Source organism: Streptomyces sp. NPDC001532 (assembly GCF_040298625.1).
Lineage (GTDB): Bacteria > Actinomycetota > Actinomycetes > Streptomycetales > Streptomycetaceae > Streptomyces.
In genome coordinates this window covers 74,632-96,458 of sequence record NZ_JBEPAL010000016.1, presented here as the reverse complement: position 1 = coordinate 96,458, position 21,827 = coordinate 74,632, and the positions used below count along the sequence as shown (strand labels likewise).

At 73.7% G+C, this 21,827-nt stretch carries 21 protein-coding genes and 1 tRNA gene; 12 read left to right on the top strand and 10 right to left on the bottom strand.

Annotated features, from left to right (window positions below):
* Window positions 1–21: 21 nt before the first annotated feature.
* Together ABT232_RS17250 and ABT232_RS17245 are read left to right on the top strand one after the other, a co-directional pair.
* On the top strand, window positions 22–1,623 hold the full coding sequence (locus ABT232_RS17250; protein WP_351840746.1) for an alpha/beta hydrolase: 1,602 nt from the start codon (window positions 22–24) through the stop codon (window positions 1,621–1,623).
* Between the two features lie 139 nt (window positions 1,624–1,762).
* Window positions 1,763–1,839, top strand: a tRNA-Thr gene (locus ABT232_RS17245).
* A gap of 66 nt (window positions 1,840–1,905) precedes the next feature.
* Here ABT232_RS17245 and ABT232_RS17240 read toward each other — a convergent pair.
* Together ABT232_RS17240 and ABT232_RS17235 are read right to left on the bottom strand one after the other, a co-directional pair.
* Window positions 1,906–2,478 carry a GNAT family N-acetyltransferase gene (locus ABT232_RS17240; protein WP_351840745.1) on the bottom strand — a complete coding sequence of 191 codons (573 nt, stop codon included), beginning with the start codon at window positions 2,476–2,478 and terminating at the stop codon, window positions 1,906–1,908.
* A gap of 94 nt (window positions 2,479–2,572) precedes the next feature.
* A complete protein-coding gene (locus tag ABT232_RS17235; RefSeq protein WP_351840744.1) occupies window positions 2,573–3,532 on the bottom strand; it encodes a D-2-hydroxyacid dehydrogenase family protein in 960 nt (319 codons plus the stop codon).
* A 337-nt stretch (window positions 3,533–3,869) separates the two neighbouring features.
* Between ABT232_RS17235 and ABT232_RS17230 the strand changes: the two genes are divergently transcribed.
* Window positions 3,870–7,562, top strand: a complete 3,693-nt coding sequence (locus ABT232_RS17230) for a BTAD domain-containing putative transcriptional regulator (RefSeq protein ID WP_351840787.1) — start codon at window positions 3,870–3,872, stop codon at window positions 7,560–7,562.
* A 36-nt stretch (window positions 7,563–7,598) separates the two neighbouring features.
* Here ABT232_RS17230 and ABT232_RS17225 read toward each other — a convergent pair whose 3' ends face one another.
* The 3 genes from ABT232_RS17225 to ABT232_RS17215 all read right to left on the bottom strand — a co-directional run bounded on the left by ABT232_RS17225 (window position 7,599) and on the right by ABT232_RS17215 (window position 10,381).
* Window positions 7,599–9,284 (bottom strand): bifunctional 3'-5' exonuclease/DNA polymerase, encoded by a 1,686-nt coding sequence (locus ABT232_RS17225; RefSeq protein ID WP_351840743.1) that lies wholly within the window; start codon window positions 9,282–9,284, stop codon window positions 7,599–7,601.
* Between the two features lie 169 nt (window positions 9,285–9,453).
* Window positions 9,454–10,209 (bottom strand): Clp protease N-terminal domain-containing protein, encoded by a 756-nt coding sequence (locus tag ABT232_RS17220; protein ID WP_351840742.1) that lies wholly within the window; start codon window positions 10,207–10,209, stop codon window positions 9,454–9,456.
* A 31-nt stretch (window positions 10,210–10,240) separates the two neighbouring features.
* On the bottom strand, window positions 10,241–10,381 hold the full coding sequence (locus tag ABT232_RS17215; protein WP_351840741.1) for a hypothetical protein: 141 nt from the start codon (window positions 10,379–10,381) through the stop codon (window positions 10,241–10,243).
* A gap of 161 nt (window positions 10,382–10,542) precedes the next feature.
* Between ABT232_RS17215 and ABT232_RS17210 the strand changes: the two genes are divergently transcribed.
* Window positions 10,543–11,655 carry a DUF2786 domain-containing protein gene (locus tag ABT232_RS17210; RefSeq protein WP_351840740.1) on the top strand — a complete coding sequence of 371 codons (1,113 nt, stop codon included), beginning with the start codon at window positions 10,543–10,545 and terminating at the stop codon, window positions 11,653–11,655.
* Between the two features lie 30 nt (window positions 11,656–11,685).
* On the opposite strand, the gene ABT232_RS17205 is transcribed toward ABT232_RS17210, so the two are convergent.
* A complete protein-coding gene (locus tag ABT232_RS17205; protein ID WP_351840739.1) occupies window positions 11,686–12,225 on the bottom strand; it encodes a DUF4232 domain-containing protein in 540 nt (179 codons plus the stop codon).
* Between the two features lie 141 nt (window positions 12,226–12,366).
* On the opposite strand from ABT232_RS17205, the gene ABT232_RS17200 reads away from it, so the two are divergent.
* Window positions 12,367–14,514, top strand: coding sequence for an FUSC family protein (locus tag ABT232_RS17200; RefSeq protein WP_351840738.1), 2,148 nt, complete (start codon window positions 12,367–12,369; stop codon window positions 14,512–14,514).
* Here the strand turns inward: ABT232_RS17200 and ABT232_RS17195 are convergent.
* The 3 genes from ABT232_RS17195 to rpmB all read right to left on the bottom strand — a co-directional run bounded on the left by ABT232_RS17195 (window position 14,511) and on the right by rpmB (window position 16,038).
* On the bottom strand, window positions 14,511–14,963 hold the full coding sequence (locus ABT232_RS17195) for a hypothetical protein (protein ID WP_351840737.1): 453 nt from the start codon (window positions 14,961–14,963) through the stop codon (window positions 14,511–14,513). The genes ABT232_RS17200 and ABT232_RS17195 overlap by 4 nt on opposite strands.
* Window positions 14,964–15,483: 520 nt before the next feature.
* A complete protein-coding gene (rpsN, locus tag ABT232_RS17190) occupies window positions 15,484–15,789 on the bottom strand; it encodes a 30S ribosomal protein S14 (RefSeq protein ID WP_351840736.1) in 306 nt (101 codons plus the stop codon).
* Window positions 15,790–15,801: 12 nt separating this feature from the next.
* Window positions 15,802–16,038 carry a 50S ribosomal protein L28 gene (rpmB, locus tag ABT232_RS17185; protein ID WP_351840735.1) on the bottom strand — a complete coding sequence of 79 codons (237 nt, stop codon included), beginning with the start codon at window positions 16,036–16,038 and terminating at the stop codon, window positions 15,802–15,804.
* Window positions 16,039–16,100: 62 nt separating this feature from the next.
* On the opposite strand from rpmB, the gene rpmG reads away from it, so the two are divergent.
* From rpmG to ABT232_RS17160, 5 genes are all read left to right on the top strand, one after another.
* Entirely contained in the window at window positions 16,101–16,265 is a 165-nt protein-coding gene (gene rpmG / locus ABT232_RS17180) for a 50S ribosomal protein L33 (RefSeq protein WP_351840734.1), read from the top strand.
* A gap of 6 nt (window positions 16,266–16,271) precedes the next feature.
* Window positions 16,272–16,520 carry a type B 50S ribosomal protein L31 gene (locus tag ABT232_RS17175; protein ID WP_351840733.1) on the top strand — a complete coding sequence of 83 codons (249 nt, stop codon included), beginning with the start codon at window positions 16,272–16,274 and terminating at the stop codon, window positions 16,518–16,520.
* A 4-nt stretch (window positions 16,521–16,524) separates the two neighbouring features.
* A complete protein-coding gene (locus ABT232_RS17170) occupies window positions 16,525–17,655 on the top strand; it encodes a CobW family GTP-binding protein (protein ID WP_351840732.1) in 1,131 nt (376 codons plus the stop codon).
* 6 nt (window positions 17,656–17,661) lie between these two features.
* Window positions 17,662–17,895, top strand: a complete 234-nt coding sequence (gene rpsR, locus ABT232_RS17165; RefSeq protein WP_351840731.1) for a 30S ribosomal protein S18 — start codon at window positions 17,662–17,664, stop codon at window positions 17,893–17,895.
* A 318-nt stretch (window positions 17,896–18,213) separates the two neighbouring features.
* A complete protein-coding gene (locus ABT232_RS17160; RefSeq protein ID WP_351840786.1) occupies window positions 18,214–18,432 on the top strand; it encodes a DUF397 domain-containing protein in 219 nt (72 codons plus the stop codon).
* A 107-nt stretch (window positions 18,433–18,539) separates the two neighbouring features.
* Here ABT232_RS17160 and ABT232_RS17155 read toward each other — a convergent pair whose 3' ends face one another.
* Window positions 18,540–19,034, bottom strand: a complete 495-nt coding sequence (locus ABT232_RS17155; protein ID WP_351840730.1) for an ATP-binding protein — start codon at window positions 19,032–19,034, stop codon at window positions 18,540–18,542.
* Window positions 19,035–19,365: 331 nt separating this feature from the next.
* On the opposite strand from ABT232_RS17155, the gene ABT232_RS17150 reads away from it, so the two are divergent.
* Window positions 19,366–20,202, top strand: coding sequence for a Sco1979 family transcriptional regulator (locus ABT232_RS17150; protein WP_502975407.1), 837 nt, complete (start codon window positions 19,366–19,368; stop codon window positions 20,200–20,202).
* 87 nt (window positions 20,203–20,289) lie between these two features.
* Window positions 20,290–21,750, top strand: a complete 1,461-nt coding sequence (locus ABT232_RS17145) for an aldehyde dehydrogenase family protein (protein ID WP_351840729.1) — start codon at window positions 20,290–20,292, stop codon at window positions 21,748–21,750.
* Window positions 21,751–21,827: the final 77 nt, after the last annotated feature.

The window sequence follows — 21,827 nt, the reverse complement described above, 5'->3', positions numbered from 1 at the left end:
GCGCAGCGTTACGCTCGCTGGATGTACACAAGGCGCCCCCACCGCAGGTCCAGGTCCCGTACCGGAGCCGTTCTCCTCGCCGCCGCGGCGCTGGTCGTCTCCGCGTGCAGCTCCGGAAGTTCCACGAGTTCCGCCAGCTCGGCGGCGCAGCCGGCGCGGGTCGGCGAGGCCGCGCTGACCGCCCTGCCGCGCGCGACCCCGTCCGCCCTGGCGCCGTACTACGCGCAGAAGCTGCGCTGGCGCGAGTGCGGCGTCCCCGGCTTCGAGTGCACCACCCTGCGCGTCCCGCTCGACTACGCGTCCCCCGGCGAGGGCGACGTCCGTCTCGCGGTGGCCCGGAAGAAGGCCACCGGCCCCGGGAAGCGGCTGGGCTCGCTGCTGGTGAACCCGGGCGGGCCGGGCGGCTCGGCGATCGGCTACCTCCAGATGTACGCGGGCATCGGCTACCCGGCGGAGGTCCGTGCGCGGTACGACATGGTCGCCGTCGATCCGCGCGGCGTCGCCCGCAGCGAGCCCGTGGAGTGTCTGGACGGGCCGGAGATGGACGCGTACACGCGGACGGACGGCACGCCCGACGACGAGCGGGAGGCGGACGGGCTGGTCGACGCGTACAAGAAGTTCGCCGAGGGCTGCGGCGCGGACGCGCCGAAACTGCTGCGGCACGTCTCCACCGTGGAGGCGGCCCGGGACATGGACGTCCTGCGGGAGGTGCTGGGCGACGAGCGGCTGAACTACGTCGGGGCGTCGTACGGCACCTTCCTCGGCGCGACGTACGCCGGGCTGTTCCCGGACCGGGCCGGCCGGCTGGTGCTGGACGGCGCGATGGACCCGTCGCTGTCCGCGCGCCGGCTGAACCTGGACCAGACTGCGGGCTTCGACACCGCGTTCCAGGCGTTCGCGAAGGACTGCGTGCGGCGAAGCGGCTGCCCGCTCGGCGGGCCGGGGACCACGCCGGAGCAGGCCGGCAAGAACCTCAAGGCGTTCTTCGACGAGCTGGACGCCAAGCCGGTCCCCACCGGCGACGCGGACGGCCGCCGGCTCGTCGAGTCCCTGGCCACCACCGGTGTGATCGCAGCGATGTACGACGAGTCGGCCTGGCAGCAGCTGAGCGAGGCACTGACGTCGGCGATGAAGGAGAACGACGGCGCGGGCCTGCTCGCGCTGTCCGACAGCTACTACGAGCGGGACGCCGACGGCGCCTACTCGAACCTGATGTTCGCCAACGCCGCCGTGAACTGCCTCGACCTGCCGCCCGCCTTCGACGGACCCGACGACGTCCGCGAGGCGCTGCCCGACTTCGAGAAGGCGTCCCCGGTCTTCGGCGAGGGCCTCGCCTGGGCCGCCCTGAACTGCGCGTACTGGCCCGTCGCCCCCACCGGCGAGCCGCACCGCATCGAGGCGAAGGGCGCCGACCCGATCGTCGTGGTCGGCACCACCCGCGACCCCGCGACCCCCTACCGCTGGGCCGAGGCCCTGGCCGGCCAGCTCTCCTCCGGCCGCCTCCTCACCTACGACGGCGACGGCCACACCGCCTACGGCCGCGGCAGCGACTGCGTCGACAGCACGATCAACGCCTACCTGCTGCGCGGCACGCCGCCGGCGGAAGGGAAGCGCTGCTCATAGCCCTCGCACGCCCCGCCCACCAGCCCCTGCGGCCCGGCCCCGGCCCGGTCCCGGCCCGGCCCCGGGGCTGGTGCGTAGCACTCTCGGAAACTGTGTAGACTTACCGACGTCGCCGATCGCACCATAGTGCGGGCGACGCGCCGCTTTAGCTCAGATGGCCAGAGCAACGCACTCGTAATGCGTAGGTCTCGGGTTCGAATCCCGAAAGCGGCTCCACTGAGAACCCCAGGTCAGAAGTTACTGACCTGGGGTTTTCTTGTGTTCGGTGGGGGTGGTGGCGGGTCAGCGCAGGTCCAGGCGCATCAGGATGCGGGGGTGGCCGGAGAGGACCGAGGTCGTGTCGGCGGCGTGGGTGAAGCCGGCGCGTTCGAAGTTGGCGCGGAGGCCGGGGTAGGCCATGGTCAGGTCGACCTTGGCGTCGCCGTTGTCGAGGGGGTAGGCCTCGATCGCCGGGGCGCCGTGGGCGCGGGCGAAGTCGACCGCGCCGGCGATCAGGGCGTGGGAGATGCCCTGTTTGCGGTGGCCGGGGCGGACCCGGATGCACCACACGCACCAGACGGCCAGGTCGTCGACGTGCGGGATCTTGCGGTTGCGGGCGAAGGACGTCTCCGCGCGCGGGGCGACCGCGGCCCAGCCGACCGGTTCGTCGCCGTCGTAGGCGAGGACGCCCGGCGCGGGGTCGGCGTGGCAGAGACCGGCGACGTACTCGCCCCGGGCCGGTCCGCGCAGCTCGTTGTTGAGCTTGCTCGGGATGCGGTAGCTCAGGCACCAGCACACGTTCGCCGTCGGCGACTTGGGGCCGAGCACCGCGCGGACGTCCTCGAAGGACGACGCCGGGCGCACCTCGATCGTCATGGCACCACCATGGCACGGGCACCACCATGGGAGGGGCACCACCATGGAATGGGTACGGGCGCCGGTACGGGCGGACCGGAGGGCCGAGCCGTGGTCAGCCGAGCAGCCGTACCGGAGTGCCGTCCAGGTAGGCGCGGATGTCCTCGACGGCCTGGCCGTAGTAGCGGGCGTAGTTCGCCCGCGAGACGTAGCCGAGGTGCGGCGTGGCCAGCAGGCGGGGGGCGGTGCGCATCGGGTGGCCGGCGGGCAGGGGCTCGACGTCGAACACATCGACGCCCGCCCCGGCGATCCGGCCCTCGTGCAGCGCGGCGAGCAGCGCGTCCTGGTCGACGATGGCCGCGCGGGAGGTGTTGACCAGGTAGGCGGTCGGTTTCATGAGGGCCAGTTCGGGGGCGCCCAGCAGGCCGTGGGTGCGGTCGGAGAGCGCGAGGTGGACGGAGACGAAGTCGCTCCCGGCGAGCAGCTCCGCCATGCTCGGCGCGAGGCGGACCCCGGTCTCGGCGGCGCGCTCGGCGGTGAGGTTCCGGCTCCAGGCGACGACGTCCATCCCGAAGGCGAGACCGATCCGCGCGACCCGGCTGCCGATCTTGCCGAGGCCGAGCAGTCCGAGGGTGCGGCCGTGCAGGTCGGCGCCGACGGTGGACTGCCAGGGGCCGCCCTCCCGCAGGGCGGTGTTCTCCTGGACGAGGCCGCGGGCCAGGCCGAGGAGCAGGGCCCAGGTGAGTTCGACCGGCGGGGTCGAGGAGCTCTCGGTGCCGCAGACGGTGATGCCGTGGGCGCGGGCGGCGGCGTAGTCGATCACCGTGTTGCGCAGGCCGGTGGCGACGATCAGCTTCAGCCGGGGCAGCCGGTCCAGCAGCGAGGCGGGGAACGGCACCCGTTCGCGCAGGGTGACCACGAGGTCGAAGTCGGCGAGCGCCGCCGCCAGTTCCTCCTCGGTGCCGAAGTGCTCGGTGAACGGCACGACCTCGACCCGGTCGGTCACGGGGGACCAGTCGGCGGCGGTGGTCGCGGCGTTCTGGAAGTCGTCGAGGACGGCACAGCGCAATCGCATGGCAGTAGTGTCCACCGTCCGTTCGGGGACGCGACGCGGGCCCCGGCCGTTCACCTCTGACGACCGGGACCCACTGGCGTCCCGGACCCGGCCACGGCGGCGACACTCCCCCGAGCAACGCGTCATACGCGCGCACCGTCGGGCCAGATCCGATGAGGTGATCACATCAGGCCCCACCAACGGATCGCTAACATATGGCCAACGGTTCCCCGGGATGCCGTCAGCCGGTTGGCGTGAAGTCGTCCATCGACGACCCGGACGACCCCGACGGCGTCGGCGAGGACGGCGGGGACCGGCAGTGGGCAGATGGCGGGAAACCGTCGTGACGAGGGCGGACATGCGCCAGGGTGTGATGCGGTTCGGACTGCTGGGCCCGCCCGTGCTCTACCAGCCGTGCGAGGCGTGCGGCCCGCAGGGTGCCGTGCGCGCCATCCGCAGCCCCAAGGCGCGCGCCCTGCTCGCCGCGCTGCTGCTGGAGGCCGACCGGGTCGTCCCCGTCGACTCCCTCAAGGACGCCTTGTGGGGCGACACCCCGCCCGCCTCCGCGCACGCCTCGCTGCACAACCACGTCACCCGCCTGCGCCGCCTCCTCGACGACCCCGACCGGCTGCGCGCCGTACCGCCCGGCTACCGGCTGCGCGTCGAGCCGGACGAACTCGACGTCCACGTCTTCGAACGGCACGTCGCCGCCGCGCGCACCGCGCACACCGCGGGCGACTGGGAGCGGGTGGTGCCCGAGGCCGCCGCCGCGCTCGCGCTGTGGCGTGGCGCGCCGCTCAGCGGCCTCCCGGCCGAGCTGGGCGGCTACGCCTTCGTCCAGCGCCTGGCGGAGGCCCGGCTGCTCCTGCTGGAGTGGCGCTACGACGCCGAACTGGCCGTCGGCGGCGCCCGGCTCGGCGAGCTGGTGCCGGAACTGGCGGAACTGGCCGCCGAGTATCCGCTGCGCGAGGCGTACCAGCGGCAGCTGATGCTCGCCCTGCACCGCACCGGCCGCCGCGCGGAGGCCCTGGCCGTCCACCGCGATCTGCGCGCCCGGCTGGTGGAGGAGCTGGGCGTCGAACCGGGGACGGCGGTGCGGGAGGCCCATCTGGAGGTGCTGCGGGGGGTGCCGCTGGACGGGGCGGGAGACGGATCGAGGGACACGGCGAGGGGCGGATCGAGGGACGGGGCGAGGGACGGATCGAGGGACGCGTCGTCCGGTGCGGCGACTGGCGTATCGGCCGGTCTGTCGGTCGGCGCACCGGCCGGCGTGGCGCCTGGCGCGGCGGGGAACGGTGCCGAGGACGGGGCGAGGGGCGAAGTACGGAAGGACACGCGCGAGGGCACGCGTGGAGACGCGCACGGAGCGTCGCGGGACGGAGGGCGCGAGGTGGCGCGGGACGGATCGCGGGACATCTCGCGGGACGGAGTGCACGAGGAACCCGCCGCCGCGTCCGCTGCCGTTCCGGCGGCGCAGCGGGCTCCTCGGCCGGCCCAGCTTCCGCCGCCCCCGCCCCACTTCACCGGCCGCGGCGCCGTCCATGACGATCTGCGCCGCGCCCTGTCGGAGCCCGGTGGTGTCGCCGTGGTCAGCGGGATGGCCGGCGTCGGCAAGAGCGCCCTGGCGCTGCATGTCGCCCACACTCTGGCGGAACGTTTCGCCGACGGTCAGCTCTACGTCAACCTGCACGGCGCCACCCCCGGCATGACCCCCCTCACCTCCGCCCAGGCCCTCGCCGCCCTGCTGCGCGACCTCGGCACCGAGCCCCGCAGGATCCCCGAGCACCCGGACGCGGCGGCCGCGCTGCTGCGCTCGCTGCTCGCGCCCACCCGCACCCTCCTCGTCCTCGACGACGCCGCGCACGCCGCCCAGGTGCGGCCGCTGCTGCCCGGCGGCCCCGGCTGCGCGGTCATCGTCACCAGCCGCTCCCCGCTGACCGCCCTCGACGGCGCCCGCCGCTTCCCGCTGGCGCCGCTGACCGGCGAGGACAGCGCCGCGCTGCTGCGTGCGGTGTCCGGGCGGCACGGCCTGCACGCCGCCCACCCGCTCGTCGAACTCACCGGCCGCCTCCCGCTCGCCCTGCGCGTCGTCGCCGCCCGCCTCGCCGCGCGCAGCGCCCTGACCCCGGACGTCCTGGCCGGTCAGCTCGCGGCGACCTCGGGCCGGCTGCACCACCTGGAGTACGACGACCTGAGCGTGCGCCGCTCCCTCGCCGTCGCCCACGACGCGCTCGCCGCCTCCGACCGCGAGGCCGACCGCGACGCCGCGCGCACCCTCCGCCACATCGGCGCCCTCGACCTCCCCGCCTACGGCGCCCCTCTCCTCGCCCACCTCACCGGCACCGACGAACGCCGCACCGAGGCCGCGCTCGACCGCCTGGTCGACGTTGCACTGCTGGAGGAGACGGCGTACGGGCGGTACGAGCCGCATGACCTGGTGCGGGACTTCGCGAGGGAGCTGGCGGAGGAGGAACTGGGGGCAGCGGGTGCCGCGGGCCGTGGGCCGGGTGCCGGGAGGCTCGTCGCCCCGGGCCCGGTTCCAGGCGCGGACCCGGGCGACCCGGGCCGCCTCCCCGCCGACGCGACCACCTACCTCGCCGACGGCTGGGCCGCCGCCGCGGCTGCCACCACCTCAGCCGGCCCCACCGGTCCCGAGGCCGACCGCACCGGTCCCGAGGCCGATCCCACCGGTCTTGAGGCCGACCGCACCGGTCCCGAGGCCGGCCCCACCGGTCTTGAGGCCGACCGCACCCGTCCCGAGGCCGATCCCACCGGTCCTGAGGCCGACCGCACCCGTCCCGAGGCCGGCCCCACCGCTCCTGAGGCCGGCCGCACCGGTCCCAAGGCCGACCGCACCAGCCCCGAGGCCGGCCCCGAAGTCACCCCCGTCTCCGCCCCCGACCCGATCGAAACCGCCCTCCACTGGTACGCCGCCGTAGCCGAGCGCGCGCTGACCGCCATCGTGGAACCCGGCCTCGATCTGGACGACCGGCGTCGGCCCACCACCGCTCAGCCCGCGGGGCACGCGGCGCGGGTGGCAGCCGTGTCCCCGTTCGCGTCCGCCGAGGAGGCCTTCGCCTGGGGGGATCTGGAGCTGCCGAACATCGTGGCCCTCGTGGAGCGCTGTGCGGCGGACCCGGCCGGCGGTGCCCGCAAGGCCGCCAGCGTCTCCACCCTCATCCGCCTCCTCTTCCCGTACCTCCAACGCGGCGGCCGGCTCGCCGAGATGGAGATCCTGGGCGGGGCCGCGCTGCACGCCGCCCGGCGCCTGGGCGACGCCCCGGCCGAGGCGTACGCCCTGGGCGACCTCGCCGGTCTGCGTTTCCTCACCGGACGTCAGGGCGAAGCCCTCGCCCTCAACGACCGGGCGCTGGGGATCTGGCGGCGCCTGGGCGTCGTCTCCTGGATCCGCCGCTGCCTGAACAACCGGGGCCTGCTGCTGGAAGGGCTGGGCCGGCACGCCGAGTCCGAGGACGCGCTGCGCCAGAGCCTCACCTACTCCCGCCAGCTGAGCGACCCGCACGGTGAGGCCGTCACCTACAGCCACCTCGGCAATCTGTACGAGCACACCGACCCGCGCGCCGCGATCGAGCAGCACCGCCGCTCGCTCGCCATCGGCGTGACGATCGGCGCGGTCATCGTGCAGCACTCCGCGCACTGCAACATCGGCTACGCCCACCTCACCCTCGGCGAACCGGCCGCCGCCGCCCGCCACTTCGAGAAGAGCCTGCGCATCCTCGGCGGGCACGGCGACTGGCACGGCGAGTCGCAGACCCGCCTCGGACTGGTCCGGGCGCTGCGCCAGCTGGGCCACACCGCGCGCGCCGCCCGCGAGTGCGCGGAACTCCTGCGCCGCGCGGACGCCCGGGCGGACCACTACACCGGTGGTCTGGCCCGCCACCAGCAGGGTCTGCTGCTGCGCACCCAGGGTCTGGTCCAGCAGGCGTACGCGGAGTGGCGGACCGCTCTCGCCGCGCTGGACGGCACCGACGAGACCGCGGTGACGGCGGAGCTGCGGCAGCTGCTGGCGCAGGCCGCGGCGCGCTGCTGATCACTAGGCCTCGGCTGATCACTCGGCCTCGGCTGATCACTTGGCGTCGGCATAGCACTCCACCACCGCCGTGGTGAACGGGAACCGCACCGGTGTCTCCCCGAACGTCAGCCGTCCCGCCAGCTCCGCCGCCTCCCGGATCGCCGCGACGACCGTCTCCGCCTCCTCCTGCGGGCAGTGCACGATCACTTCGTCGTGCTGGAAGAAGACGAGCTCGGCCGCCATGTCCGCGCAGGTCCGCCGGAGCGCGGCGAGCAGCAGCAGCGCCCAGTCGGCGGCGCTGCCCTGCACCACGAAGTTGCGTGCGAAGCGGCCCCGGGCGCGGGCGTCGGTCGAGGCGTACCCCGGTGCCCAGGCGCGGTCGTCGCTCGCCTCGTCCGAGGCCGGGATGCCGGCCTCCTCCGCCGCGTCCTCGCCCGTCCCGGCGGCCGGCGGGCAGGTCCGGCCGAGCCAGGTGCGCACCAGGCGCCCCTCCTCACCGGCCCGGGCGGCGTCGTCGACGTAGGCCACCGCCCGTGGGTAGCGGCGGCGGAGCGCGGCGAGGTTCTTCAGTCCGTCCCCGGAGGTCTGCCCGTACACCGCGCCGAGCACGGCGATCTTGGCCTGGGCGCGGTCGCCGGAGAAGGCGCGGTCGGAGACGGACTGGTACAGGTCGCTCTCCCGTCCCGCCACCTCCATCAGCCCGGGGTCGCGGGAGATCGCGGCGAGCACCCGAGGCTCCATCTGGTCGGCGTCGGCGACCACCAGCCGCCAGCCCGGGTCGGCGACCACGGCCCGCCGGATCACCTTGGGGATCTGCAGCGCGCCCCCGCCGTTGGTGACCCAGCGGCCGGTGACCGTGCCGCCGGCCTGGAACTCGGGCCGGAACCGGCCGTCGCGCACCCAGTCCTGGAGCCAGGACCAGCCGTGGGCGACCCAGATCCGGTACAGCTTCTTGTACTCGACGAGCGGTTTCACGGCCGGATGGTCGACGGACTCGATCTCCCAGCGGCGGGTGGACCGCACCTTGATGCCGGCCTGCGCGAACGCCTTGACGACATCAGCGGGCAGATCGGGCCGCACCCGCCTCCCGAACGCGGCGGACACCTCGTCGGCCAGCTCGGCCAGGCGCCGGGGCTCGCCGCCGCCCGCGTACCGCTCGCCGAGCAGGTCGTGCAGCACCGCGCGGTGGACGTCCGCGCTCCACGGCAGCCCGGAGTGGTTCATCTCGGCGGCCACCAGCATCCCCGCGGACTCGGCGGCGGTCAGCAGCCGCATCCGCTCCGGGTGGGCGGTGCTCTCGTGCCGCCGCTGCTGGTCGGCGTGGACGGCGGCCAGGTCGGCGAGGGGGAGCGGGCGGTCCTGCGGTTCGAACAGCGGGGACTGCGCGCCGGGTACGGCGGCGCGCTGCGGCGGATCCGGCGGTACCGGTCCGCCGTGCAGACGGGCCAGGGCGGCGGCGGCCGAGCGGGGCTCGCCGTACCGCCCCTCGTGGCCGAGGAGGAGGGTCTCGGCGGCCTCGATGTCGTAGCACCGCTCCACTCGCACCCCCGTGGCGAGCAGGCGCGGATAGATCTCGGCGGTGGACCGCCACACCCACCGCGTCACCTCCGGTCGCCTGCGCACGGCCCGCGCCGCGTCCGGCTCCCGCGACACCGGGCCGCCGAGCAGCCCGTCCGGGCCGAGGGGGGCGACCTCGACGCCACCACCCTCGACCGGAGCGAGCACCCACCGATCGGTCATGCAAGCGAGTGTGGCAGGAGGGTCTGACAACGGGCGGGCATCAGCCCCGCGCCGGTCCCTCACCGGGCCCGCCGCTCCCGCGCCACCGGGCCCGCTGGTCCCGCGCCACCCGGCCTGCCGGCCCCCCCGGCCCGTTCCCTCGCATGCCCCAGCCCGTCGGCTCACCCGTTCAATCGTTCGTGCCCTCGTCCGTCGGCTCGCCCGTCTTGTGCTGGTCGAGGTACTGCGAGAGGAGTTCGGTGATGTACCGCTCCGCCGCCTCCTTGGTGATGCCGAGGCCGGACAGCACGCCCTCGCCGTTCTCGAACTCCAGCAGGGCGAGCAGGATGTGTTCGGTGCCGATGTAGTTGTGGCCGAGGCGCAGTGCCTCGCGGAAGGTCAGCTCCAGTGCCTTCTTGGCGTCGGGGCCGTAGGGGACGAGTTCGGGCACCTCGTCCGAGGCGGGCGGCAGTGCGGCGGTCGCGGCCTGGCGCACCTCGTCCAGGGTCAGCCCTTGGGCCGTGATCGCGTGCGCGGCCAGGCCCTCCGGCTCGGCGAGCAGCCCGAGCACCAGGTGCTCCGGCCGGCCCTCGGCGTTGCGGGCGGCGATGGCCTCGTTGTGGGCGGCCATGACGACGTTCCGCGCGCGGGGGGTGTAGCGGCTGAAGCCCTGGCTGGGGTCCAGGTCCGCGGATTCCTTGGGCACGAACCGCTTCTGCGCGGCCTGCCGGGTGACGCCCATGCTCTTGCCGATGTCCGTCCAGGACGCGCCCGAGCGCCGGGCCTGGTCCACGAAGTGGCCGATCAGGTGGTCCGCGACGTCGCCGAGGTGTTCCCCGGCGATCACCGCGTCCTGGAGCTGGTCCAGGGGCTGGTTGTGGACCTTCTTGATCGCCGCGATGAGGTCGTCCAGACGTACGGACGACGTGATGTCGGGGTTCGTCATGTGTCAACCGTAGGTTGCGCCCCCGGCACTGTCAACCTTCGGTTGACACCTTCACGGTGAGCCCCGCGAACACCGTCCCGCTGAAGATGTCGAGCCCCCTCGCCACCAGCCGGCTGCGCCGCAACAGCGCCGAGAGCCTTCCGGAGAGCAGCCCGATCGAGCCGTCCACCATGGGGCCATGCTCGAAACGGCGCTCCTGGAGGGCGACCGAATTCCGGGGAGTGAGACGGAACGGGCGGAGAAACCCCGCTCCACGCGCGCGTGGAACGGGCGCGGAAACCCCGCTCCACGCGCGCGTGGAACGTCCGCCGCCCCGCGTGACACGATCGGCGGGTGAGCACGCCCAGCACCGTCGACCGCGCCTTCGAAGCCGCCCTGTACGCCACCGACGACACCGGCCTCGACACCGGCGCGTCCCTGCTCGCCGCCGACCCGGCCGCCGACGCGGAACTGTCCCGGCGCGGCCGCGAGTTCGTCGCCGCGGCCTGGCGGCGCGGCTGGCAGCCCGCCGACCTGGTGCGGCTCGTGCGCCGGGAGCTGGACGACGTACACGTGCGGCTCGCGGCGGAGCTGATCCGCGCCCAGGCTCCGGACGACCGTCCGCGCGGACGCCGCTGGAGCGCCCAGCTCGCCGGCCTTCCCGAACGGACCCCGGCCCGCGCGGACCGCTTCTCACAGGCGACGGCCCTCCTGGAGCTGTACCGCCTCCTGCTGCGCCTGCCCACCCTCGAACCCCTGGACGAGCACGAGCCGGCACGCCGGGACGCGCCCGCCGAGTCCCGCATGCTCGCCCGCATCCGCGCGCTGCTCGCCAAGGCGGAGGCCACCGGCTACCCGGAGGAGGCCGAGGCGCTGAGCGCCAAGGCGCAGGAGCTGATGGCCCGCCACAGCATCGACGAGGCGCTGCTCGCCGCCCGCTCCCCGGCCGCCGCCGACGCCCCCACCGCCTGCCGGATCGGCGTGGAGGCACCGTACGAGCAGGCCAAGGCGGTGCTGCTGGACGCGGTCGCCGCCGCGAACCACTGCCGCGCGGTGTGGAACGAACCCCTCGGCTTCTCCACGGTCGTCGGCTTCGACGCGGACCTGGAGGTCGTCGAGCTCCTCTACACCTCGCTCCTGGTACAGGCCACCACGGCGATGACGACGGCGGAGGCGGCCCAGCGCGCGGGTGGCCGCAAGCGCACGAAGACGTTCCGGCAGTCCTTCCTCGCCGCCTACGCCCACCGCATCGGCACCCGCCTGGCGGCCGCCGCCGAGACCCAGGTCACCGCCGACCTGCTGCCCGTCCTCGCCACCCGCGAGGTCGCGGTCACCGATCGCATGGAACGCATGTTCCCCGAGACGACCACCACCCGCCTGCGCGGCGTCAGCGACGCGGCGGGCTGGACGGAGGGCGCCCGCGCGGCGGACCGGGCCCAGATGAGGCACCGGCCGCGCCTGGGCTGAACCGCGCGGGACCGGAGGGCGCGGGGCCGCTCAGTCCCCGGCCTGCTGGAAGGGGCTCACCGAAGCCTCCGGCACGCCCTCGCCGCGCAGCGCGACATCGCCGTACGACCACGGGAAGTCCTGCGTCTTCGCGGCGCCCGGCAGGCTGAACTCCACCGTCTTCACCGCGAGACTCCGCTCCTCGCCCGCCGCGCCGCGCGTGTAGCCGACGGTGAAGGACGCGGTGCCGGCCGCGGGCACGGTCAGCTGGTGCGCCGTCACCTCGGACGGCAGCACGGCCGCGGACGCGTCCCCGGCCCGCAGGGTGACCTCGGGGAACCCCTGAAGGGTGCAGTCGGAGCCGCCGGTGTTGGTGAGCGTGACGGTGACGTTGCCGTTGTCCCCGGCGGCGGGCGCGGCGTCGACGGGCCCGACCTCCGCCCGGAGCGTGCCGAGGGCGCACGCCCCGCCGCTGCCGCCGCTCTTCCCCGCGCTGCCGGCACCGTCCTCGTCGCCGCCGCTGTCGCAGCCGGCCAGCAGGAGTGCGGCGGCGAGCGCGCCGGCGGTGAGGGTGAACGACGTGGTGCGCATGACGGGACCCCTTGGGCTTTGACGGTGTGATGACGGTGTCGGAAGGATCATCACGCACGGCACGGCACACCGCTCGCCCGCCACCCCTCCCTCACTCGCACCCCACCCACCCTCACCCCATATGTCCCTTACGCTGGCGGAATGAGCTGGTTCCGCGCGCTGAGGCAGACCGCGCGCTCGGGCCTCGCCGTGGAACGCAAGCCCCTGGAGCCACTGGTCGCGCTGCGCGGCGCCGCCGGACTGGCGATCACGATCGGGGTCAGCCTGTGGGCGCTGGGCCCGGAGGCGGCGGCCAGTTCGGCGTTCGGGGCGCTCCAGGCGGCGATCGCCACCTTCCAGCGCAGCTGGCGGCCCCGCCCCGAGCTGGCGCTGGCCTCCGGCACCAGCCTGGCGGTGTCGACCTTCCTCGGCTATCTGACCATCCCGCACCTGGCCCTGTTCCTCGCCCTGCTCGCGCTGTGGACCTTCGTCGCCGGCCTGAGCTGGGCCACGGGCCCCACGACCGGCCTGATCGCCTCCTCCAACGTGGCGATGATGCTGGTGACGGTCACCCTGCCGACCTCCGTCGCCCAGGCGGCGGTCCACGGGGCGATGATGATCGCCGGTGGTGTCGTCCAGGCGGCGCTGATCGTGCTGTTCCCGATCCGCCGCTGGGGTCCGCACCGCGACGCGCTGGCCGACGCGCTCGCCGCCGAGGCCGACTACGCCCGCCGCCTGCGCCACGACCCGGTGGCCCCGTTCGACCCGGCACCCCTGATGGAGGCCCGCAACGCCGCCACGGTCAGCCCCCGCCAGGCCCGCCGCCGTCCCGCCGAGCTGCACGGCACCCGCGGTCTCGCCGAGCGCATCCGGCCGGTCCTGGCCTCCCTCGCCGACCCGGCGCTGGGCGTCCCGGCGGAGGGCCGGGCCCGCGACCGCGTCCGCGAACTCCTGTCCGCCGCGGCCACCGTCCTGGACGCCGCCGCCCACGCGGTCCGCCGCGGGGTCCCCATCTCCCTGCCCGCCCCGGCTCTCGCCACATTGCGCACCCCCGACACCGGCTCTCTCCTGACCGGCCCGCCGCGGCGCGCGGCGGCCCGCCTGTCCCGACTGCTGGCGGACGTGGTCGAGGCGGCGGAGGGTGCCGGGGGAGCGACCGGCGCCGTGTCCAAGGGCGGTGAACCACCCGCCCCGCATCTGCCCAGGCCCAGTCTGCTCAGCCTCACACCGGTCGCGGTGCGGGCGATGCGCGACGAACTGCGGCACCGCCCGGCCACGCCGATCGCCCGGCACGCCGTCCGGGTCACGGTGGTCGCGACCGCCGGCTATCTGCTGGGCGCCGCCCTGCCCCTGGGTCATGGCTACTGGGCCCCGCTCGCCGCGGTCATGATCATGCGACCGGACTTCTCCCAGACGTACAGCCGCGCGGTGGCCCGGCTCGCCGGCACGGTGCTGGGCGTGACCGTCGCGACCGCCATCGTGCGGCTCGCCGATCCCGGCACGGGGATGTCCGCCGTCCTCGCCGTCGTCAGCGCGGCGCTGCTGTACCTCGTGATGCGCACGGGCCAGTTCGCCGCCCAGGCCTGTATCGGGGCGTACGTCGTGTTCCTGCTCGGCATGGCCGGCGAGCAGTGGACGCAGACTGTCCCCGAACGTGTCCTGCTCACCCTGCTCGGCGGCCTGCTGGCGATGCTCGCGTACGCCGTCTACCCGGCCTGGGAGACCCCGCGTCTGCGCACCTACCTCGCCGACTGGCTGGCCGCGCAGGGCGGTTACGCGGCCGCCGTCCTGCGCCACCACGCCCAGCCGGCGACCGCCGCCGCGACCGACATCCGGGACGCCCTGCTCGCCGCCCGCCGGGTACGCGCCGACTGGCACACGGCGGTCGCCCGCGCGGAGAGCGAACCCGTGCGCCACCGCGGCCTGTCGCGGGTCACGGCCGACGACGCGGAGGAGGCGCTGACCCAGATGGGCCGCGCGGCGATGCTGCTGGAGGCCCACCTCCCGGACCGCGACGCCCCGCCGGTCCCGCCCGCCGACCGCCTCGCCGAAACCCTGCGCAGGGCCACCGCCCAGGGCGCGAAGGCGGTACGGGAACGTCGGGTACCCCGGTGGGACGCGGTGCGCGAGGTGCTCGACGACTCGTCCTGGGCGGACGTGGCCGACACCGTCGTACGCGACACCGCCGAACTGCTCCTCAAGTCCCTCACGGACCTGTCCGACGCCCTGGACGGCACCCCGCCGCCACCCCCGGCACGCGTACAGCCGCCGCTCCAAAGGCCGCTGGAGCCGCCGGAGCCGCCGCCCTAGGAGCCGGCTCCGCCCGTCGGCAGTCCGGACGGCAGCTTCCCGCCCTCGGCCTTGGTGTACGTCTCGGCGCCGACCGAACCCTCCCAGGTGATCTTCAGTGTGGTCGCCGAGACGGAGTCGACCGTGCCGGTGCCCCGCTCGTCGTCCCCGCCACCGCAGGTCAGCCGGACCGTCGGGGTGCCGGCCGCTCCGCCGACCTGCCCGCTGCACACGGTCCCCCCGGTGGCGAACAGCCCGGCCTCGGCACCGTTGATCATCAGGGCCACGGCCTGGCCCCCGCTGGTGGCGAGCCAGCTGCCCTGGAGTTCCGCGCGGGCGGCACCGGTCGGGCTCGCGCTCTCGGGGGCCGAGGCGGAGGGCGAGGACGACGGGGAGGGCGTCGCCTCGTCGTCGCCGCCACCGCCGCCGCACCCGCTCAGCAGCAGCACGCCGCCCAGCCCGGCGGCCACGGCCGCGGTCCGTATCCGCCTGCGCGCCCCGCGCGCGTACGTCGCCGAAGTCACTGCGAGACCCCCAGGGGTGAACCGGTAGGACGGTACGACCGCAGCAAGCTACCAGCCCGTAACCCCTGGCGACCCGCCCCAGGCCGACGGGAGAGCTGTCCCGTAACCCCTGGAGCCCCGCCCTGGGGCGACCGGAGACCCGCCCCGAGCCCTCGGAGAACTGCCCCGTCACCCATGCAGACCGCCCTGGGCCCTCGGGTGACATGCCCGGGACCTGAGCGAGCGATCCCGGGCCCCCGGCGACCTGTCCCGGGACCCGGGCAACCCGCCCCGTCCCCCGAGGGGCCGCCCCGGTCCCCCAACGACCCGCTCCGGCCCCCGAGAGGCCGCCCCGGACCCCAACGACCCGCCCCGGACCCCGAGGGTCCGCCCCAACCCCGAGGGACCGCTCCCGGCCCCCGAGAGGCCGCCCGTACCCCGAAGCCCGCCCCCAGCCCCCGCCCCCAGCCCTCGAACCCCACCTCCCCTACCAGGAAGACTTCCGCACCCCCGGCAGATACCCGGCATGCGCCTGCCCCCGCAGGGACACCCGCGACAGACCGAACGCCCGGAAGTAGCCGCGCGGTCGGCCGTCGACCTGGTCGCGGTTGCGTACACGCGTCGCGCTCGCGTCACGCGGCTGCCGGCGCAGCTCGGTCTGGGCGGCCCGGCGCTCGGCGTCGGTGGTGGACGGTCGCCGGATGATCTCCTTCAGCTCGGCCCGGCGCGCGGCGTACCGCGCGACGGTCGCCTGCCGCTGCTCGTTCTTCGCGATCTTGCTCTTCTTCGCCATGGACCGGCCCCCTCAGACCTTCACTCCGCGCGCGCGGATCCGCGCCACGGCCGCCTCGACGCCGATGGCGTCCACGGTCTTGATGGCCCGCGCGCTCAGCCTCAGCCGGACGTACCGGCCCTCGCTCGGCAGCCAGTAGCGCTTGGCCTGGACATTGGGGTCGAAGCGGCGGGAGGAGCGCCGGTGGGAGTGCGAGATGGTCCTGCCGAATCCGGGCTGGGCGCCGGTCAGCATGCAGTGGGCGGACACGGGGTGACGTACCTCTCTTCGATCGACTTCGTAATGGAATTCATTTTCAGTAAGATAGCAGCATGGCACGCAACGAACTCCGCCCGGTCATCAAGCTGCGGTCCACCGCCGGCACCGGCTACACCTACGTGACCCGCAAGAACCGCCGTAACGACCCGGACCGCATGACCCTGCGCAAGTACGACCCGGCGGCCCGCCGGCACGTCGACTTCCGAGAGGAGCGCTGAACCGTCATGCGCCAGGGAATCCACCCCGCCTACCGGCCCGTCGTCTTCCGCGACCGCGCGGCCGGCTACGCCTTCCTCACCCGCTCGACCATGACGAGCGAGAAGACGATCGAGTGGGAGGACGGCGCCACCTACCCGGTGGTGGACGTCGAGATCTCGAACGTCAGCCACCCCTTCTACACCGGCACCGCCCGCGTCCTGGACACCGCCGGCCGCGTCGAGCGCTTCGAGCGCCGGTACGGAAACCGGGGCTGAGGCCGTGCCCGACCTCTCCGTCGTGATCGTCGGCGGGCTCCACTCGGACGCCCGCAAGGCGGCCGTCGATCAGCTGCTCGCCGACGTCCCCGCCAGTGTCGTCCTCCACCACGACCTGGCGACGGCCGCCGCCGGCACCGTCGTCCGCACCGTCCGCGACGCCGGCGGCCTGCGCGACGCCGGCGAGGCGCCGCTGGTCAACGACTGCGCCTGCTGCGCGCTGCGCGAGGACCTGGTGCCCGAGCTGCGGCGGCTGGCCGACGCCGGGGACGCCCGGCTCGCGGTCGTCGAGCTGTGGGACTCCGTCGAACCGAAGGCCATGGCCGAGGTCGTCACCGCCGGCGGCCTCACCGTCACCGGCGTGATCACCGCCGTCGACCCGGCGCTGCTGCTGCCGTACCTCGGCAACGGCGACGACCTCGCCGAGGCCGGTCTGGCCGCGGCCGCCACCGACCAGCGGACCGTCGCCGACACCTTCGCCCGCCAGCTGGAGTACGCCCCCGTCCTCGCGGTCGCCGACTCCGAGGAGGCCGACGACGAGGACCGCGAGCTGCTGGCCCAGCTGCATCCGACCGCCCGCCGGGTGACGATCGGCCACGGCGACCTGGCGGGCGCCGCCCTCGCCGGGTTCGACGTGGAGGCCGCGGCCGCCGCCCAGCACCCGGCCTGCGCCCTGCTGCCCGCCGAGGCAGACGCGCACGGGGTGGGCACCTTCGTCTGGCACCGTCGCCGCCCCTTCCACCCGGAGCGGCTCTATCAGGCGCTGGAGGACCTGACCTGTGCCGCGGCCCGCAGCCGGGGCCGGTTCTGGCTCGCCGACCGGCCCGACACCCTGCTGCACTGGGACGCGGCCGGCGGCGCGCTGTGCGTGGAGAGCGCGGGCCCCTGGCTCGCCGCGCTGCCCGACGCCGCCTGGGAGATGGTCCCGCCGGTGCGCCGGGCCGCCGCCGCGCTGGACTGGCACCCCGAGCACGGGGACTGCTGCCAGCATCTGGTCTTCACCTCGCCCGGCCTGGACCGCGAGGGCCTCGGGGAGCTGCTGGAGTCCTGCCTGCTGACCGACGCCGAGTACGCCGCCGGGCGGGACGCCTGGAAGCGGCTGCCGCCCGCCTTCGACACCCTCCTGGAGGTCTGAACCCCGATGCCGCGCAAGACCGACCGCAAGCCCGCCAAGAACCGGCCGAATCCCCTGAACCAGGCCAAGGTCACCTACATCGACTACAAGGACACCGATCTGCTGCGGAAGTTCCTCTCCGACCGGGGCAAGATCCGCAGCCGCCGGATCACCCGCGTCACCTCCCAGCAGCAGCGACAGCTGGCCAGGGCGGTCAAGAACGCCCGGGAGATGGCCCTGCTGCCGTACGCGAGCCGCTGACGCACGGACCGACGGGCCCCGCCTCCCAGAGGCGGGGCCCGTCGGCGTATCGAGGAATCGGGACAACTTCAGTCAGATGATTGGAAGTTCAATGGAACACAATCCGCGCGGCAGGCGTCTGTTCCTAGTGCCGGAACCACTTCGGTAAAACGGGGGTCAAAGCTGTAATCACAGGAACACCCCGCGTGCACGTGCATCTGCTCATGCAACTGCACATGAAGAGGGTTATGATCCGGCACAGTTGACCACTGCATCAATGGCCACATCAGCCAGTGCACCACCGGGGAGCGACCTGTGGACCACGACGTGTACAACGGCATGGCCGCCACCGAGCTGCGCGGAGTGGCCTGGCAGAAGAGCAGGCACAGCAACTCGCAGGGCTCCTGCGTGGAGTTCGCCCAGCTGCCCGGAGGGCGGGTGGCCGTACGCAACTCCAACTTTCCGGACGGCCCCGCGCTCGTGTACACCCGGGCGGAGATCGAGGCCATGCTGCTCGGTGTGAAGGACGGCGAGTTCGACCATCTGGTGGCCGGGTGACGGATTTCAAGTCGGCGGACATTGGGGAAATCCCGTCCGTCCGATTCCGGCACTCCGTTTTTCCGTGACGCGCGTAGAACCGCGGCGCGGGAAGGCGCCGCGGTCCGTCAGTCCTTCGGCTGGAGCCTGAACAGCGCCCAGACGACCTTGCCGCTGAGCGTGCCGGCCAGCGGGTGCCAGCCCCAGCTGTCGCAGAAGGAGTCGACCAGGAAGAGCCCGCGGCCGGACTCCGCCGAGAAGTCGTCCGCGTCACGGGCCACCGGGCTGTCGTTGCTCGGATCGCGCACCGCGCACACCAGCCGCTCGGTCCAGCGCATCAGATGCAGCCGTACCGCGGGCTCCTGGTCCGCTATGGGCGGGGTGCCGGGCAGGGCGTGCCGCAGCGCGTTGGTGACGAGTTCCGAGACGACCAGACAGACGTCGTCGAACCGGTCGCCCAGGTCCCACTGGTCGAGGGTGCCGCGGGTGAACCGGCGGGCGTCGCGCACCGCTTCGTAGCGGGCGGGGAGGGCGCAGGAGGCGGCGCTGGACACGGCCGCGGGATCGAGTGGGGGAAGGCCCTGCCGTAACGGCTGGAGCATGGTCGATCCATTCGTTCCCATGCGGGGCACTCCCGGAATTCGCGGTCGTTGCGATGCAGCGGTGGCGCGGCACCATGGTTTCGGATGCGCAGAGCAGATGCAAGGGCAGATGCACGTGCACGCGACCGAATTGGTCCGTCCCGTACTACTTCTTGGCCATTTTTTCCGCCATCTTCTCGTCGACTGCGTGCCGTCTCCGCGTTCTCTCGCCGTGCGGTCATGCTCGGAATCTTTGGCTTCTTTCCGTCTGTGTAATCGGACGAGTACTGCTCGGAGTGTTTTAGTGGCAGACTGCGGGCCCTGAAGACGGTTGGGGAGGCTGGCGAACGTGAGCGCGGGAGAGCCCGGATCGGTGGTGCGGCGGATGCTGCTCGGCTCGCAACTCAGGCGACTGCGTGAGGCGCGTGGCATCACGCGCGAGGCCGCGGGCTACCACATCCGCGCCTCCGAGTCGAAGATCAGCCGGATGGAGCTGGGCCGGGTGAGCTTCAAGACGAGGGACGTGGAGGACCTGCTGACGCTGTACGGCATCACGGACGAGGCCGAGCGCAACTCGCTGGTCTCGCTCGCCCGTGAGGCCAACGTGGCCGGCTGGTGGCACAGCTACTCCGACGTCCTGCCGAGCTGGTTCCCCACCTACGTGGGCCTGGAAGGCGCCGCGTCCGTGATCCGCGCCTACGAGGTGCAGTTCGTGCACGGCCTGCTCCAGACCGAGGCCTACGCCCGCGCGGTGGTGCGGCGCGGGATGAAGGGCGCGAGCGAGGCGGACGTCGAACGCCGCGTGGCGCTGCGCCTGGAGCGCCAGAAGCACCTCGTCGCGGAGAACGCCCCCGAGTTCCACATCGTCCTGGACGAAGCCGCCCTGCGCCGCCCCTACGGCGACCGCGAGGTGATGCGCGGCCAGCTCCAGCACCTCATCGAGATCTCCGAGCGGCCCAACGTCCGCCTCCAGGTGATGCCGTTCGGCTTCGGCGGCCACTCCGGCGAGAGCGGCGCCTTCACCATCCTCAGCTTCCCCGAGTCCGACCTGTCGGACGTCGTCTACCTGGAGCAGCTGACCAGCGCCCTGTACCTGGACAAGCACGAGGACGTCACCCAGTACGAGACGGCGCTGAAGGAACTGCAGGGCGACAGCCCGGGCCCGGCCGAGAGCCGCGACCTGCTCCGGGGGCTGCTCCAACTCTCCTGAGATCCGGCCAAGTTGGTTGGGACACCAGTACGATGACGAGTGATCAGGTGCTTCCGTCTGCTCCTGCGGCAGGGATTGAGGGATCGCATGTCGTCGTATTTCACCGACCTGGCCCAGCAGTACATCGACGGCGAGTGGCGCCCCGGGACCGGCTCCTGGGACATCATCGACTTCAACCCGTACGACGGCGAGAAGCTGGCCTCGATCACCATAGCCACGGTCGATGAGATAGATCAGGCCTACCGTGCCGCCGCCCGCGCCCAGCGCGACTGGGCCGACGCCGGCGCCTTCGCCCGCCGCGCGGTGCTGGAGAAGGCGCTCCGGCTGGTCGAGGAGCGCGAGGCCGAGATAGCCGAGGCGATCATCGCCGAGCTGGGCGGCACCCGCGTCAAGGCCGGCTTCGAACTGCACCTGGCCAAGGAGTTCCTGCGCGAGGCGGCCGCCCTGACGGTGCGCTCCGAGGACCGGCTGATCCCCTCGCCCGATCCCGGCAAGGAGAACCGCCTCTACCGCGTCCCGGTCGGCGTCGTCGGCGTCATCAGCCCCTTCAACTTCCCCTTCCTGCTCTCCCTGAAGTCCGTCGCCCCGGCGCTCGCGCTCGGCAACGCCGTCGTCCTCAAGCCCCACCAGGACACCCCGGTCGTCGGCGGCACCCTGGTCGGCCGGATCTTCGAGGACGCGGGCCTGCCGGCCGGCGTGCTCAACGTGGTCGTCACCGACATCGCCGAGATCGGCGACGCCTTCATCGAGCACCCGGTCCCCAAGGTCATCTCCTTCACCGGCTCCGACAAGGTCGGCCGCCACGTCGCCGCCGTGTGCGCCGCCCAGTTCAAGCGCTCCATCCTCGAACTCGGCGGCAACAGCGCCCTCGTGGTCCTCGACGACGCCGACCTGGACTACGCCGTCGACGCGGCCGTCTTCAGCCGGTACATCCACCAGGGCCAGGTCTGCATGGCCGCCAACCGCGTCCTCGTGGACCGCTCCGTCGCCGAGGAGTTCACCGAGAAGTTCGTCGCCAAGGTGCGGTCCCTGAAGGTCGGCGACCCGCGCGACCCCGAGACCGTCATCGGCCCGGTCATCAACGGCTCGCAGGCCGAGTCCGTGTCCGGCACGGTCGAGCAGGCGGTCGCCGAGGGCGCTACGGCCCTGCTGCGCGGCACCACCAGAGACAACCTCGTCGAGCCCTCCGTGCTGACCGGTGTCCCGGCCGACTCGCCGCTGCTGCGCCAGGAGGTCTTCGGCCCGGTCGCCTTCCTCCTGCCCTTCGACGGCGAGGAGGAGGCCGTACGCCTCGTCAACGACACCCCCTACGGCCTCAGCGGCGCCGTCCACACCGCCGACGTCGAACGCGGCGTCCGCTTCGCCCGGCGCATCGACACCGGGATGTTCCACGTCAACGACGGCACCGTGCACGACGAGCCGCTCGTCCCCTTCGGCGGCGAGAAGCACTCCGGCGTCGGACGCCTGGGCGGCGAGACCACCCTGGACGCGTTCACCACCCTGAAGTGGATCTCGGTGCAGCACGGACGGAGCGCGTTCCCGTTCTGAGTCCCGGCCCTGGGGCGCACCGAGGCCCCGCTACCGCATGACGAGGCTCGCCGAGCGGTGCTCGACGCTGCCGGGAG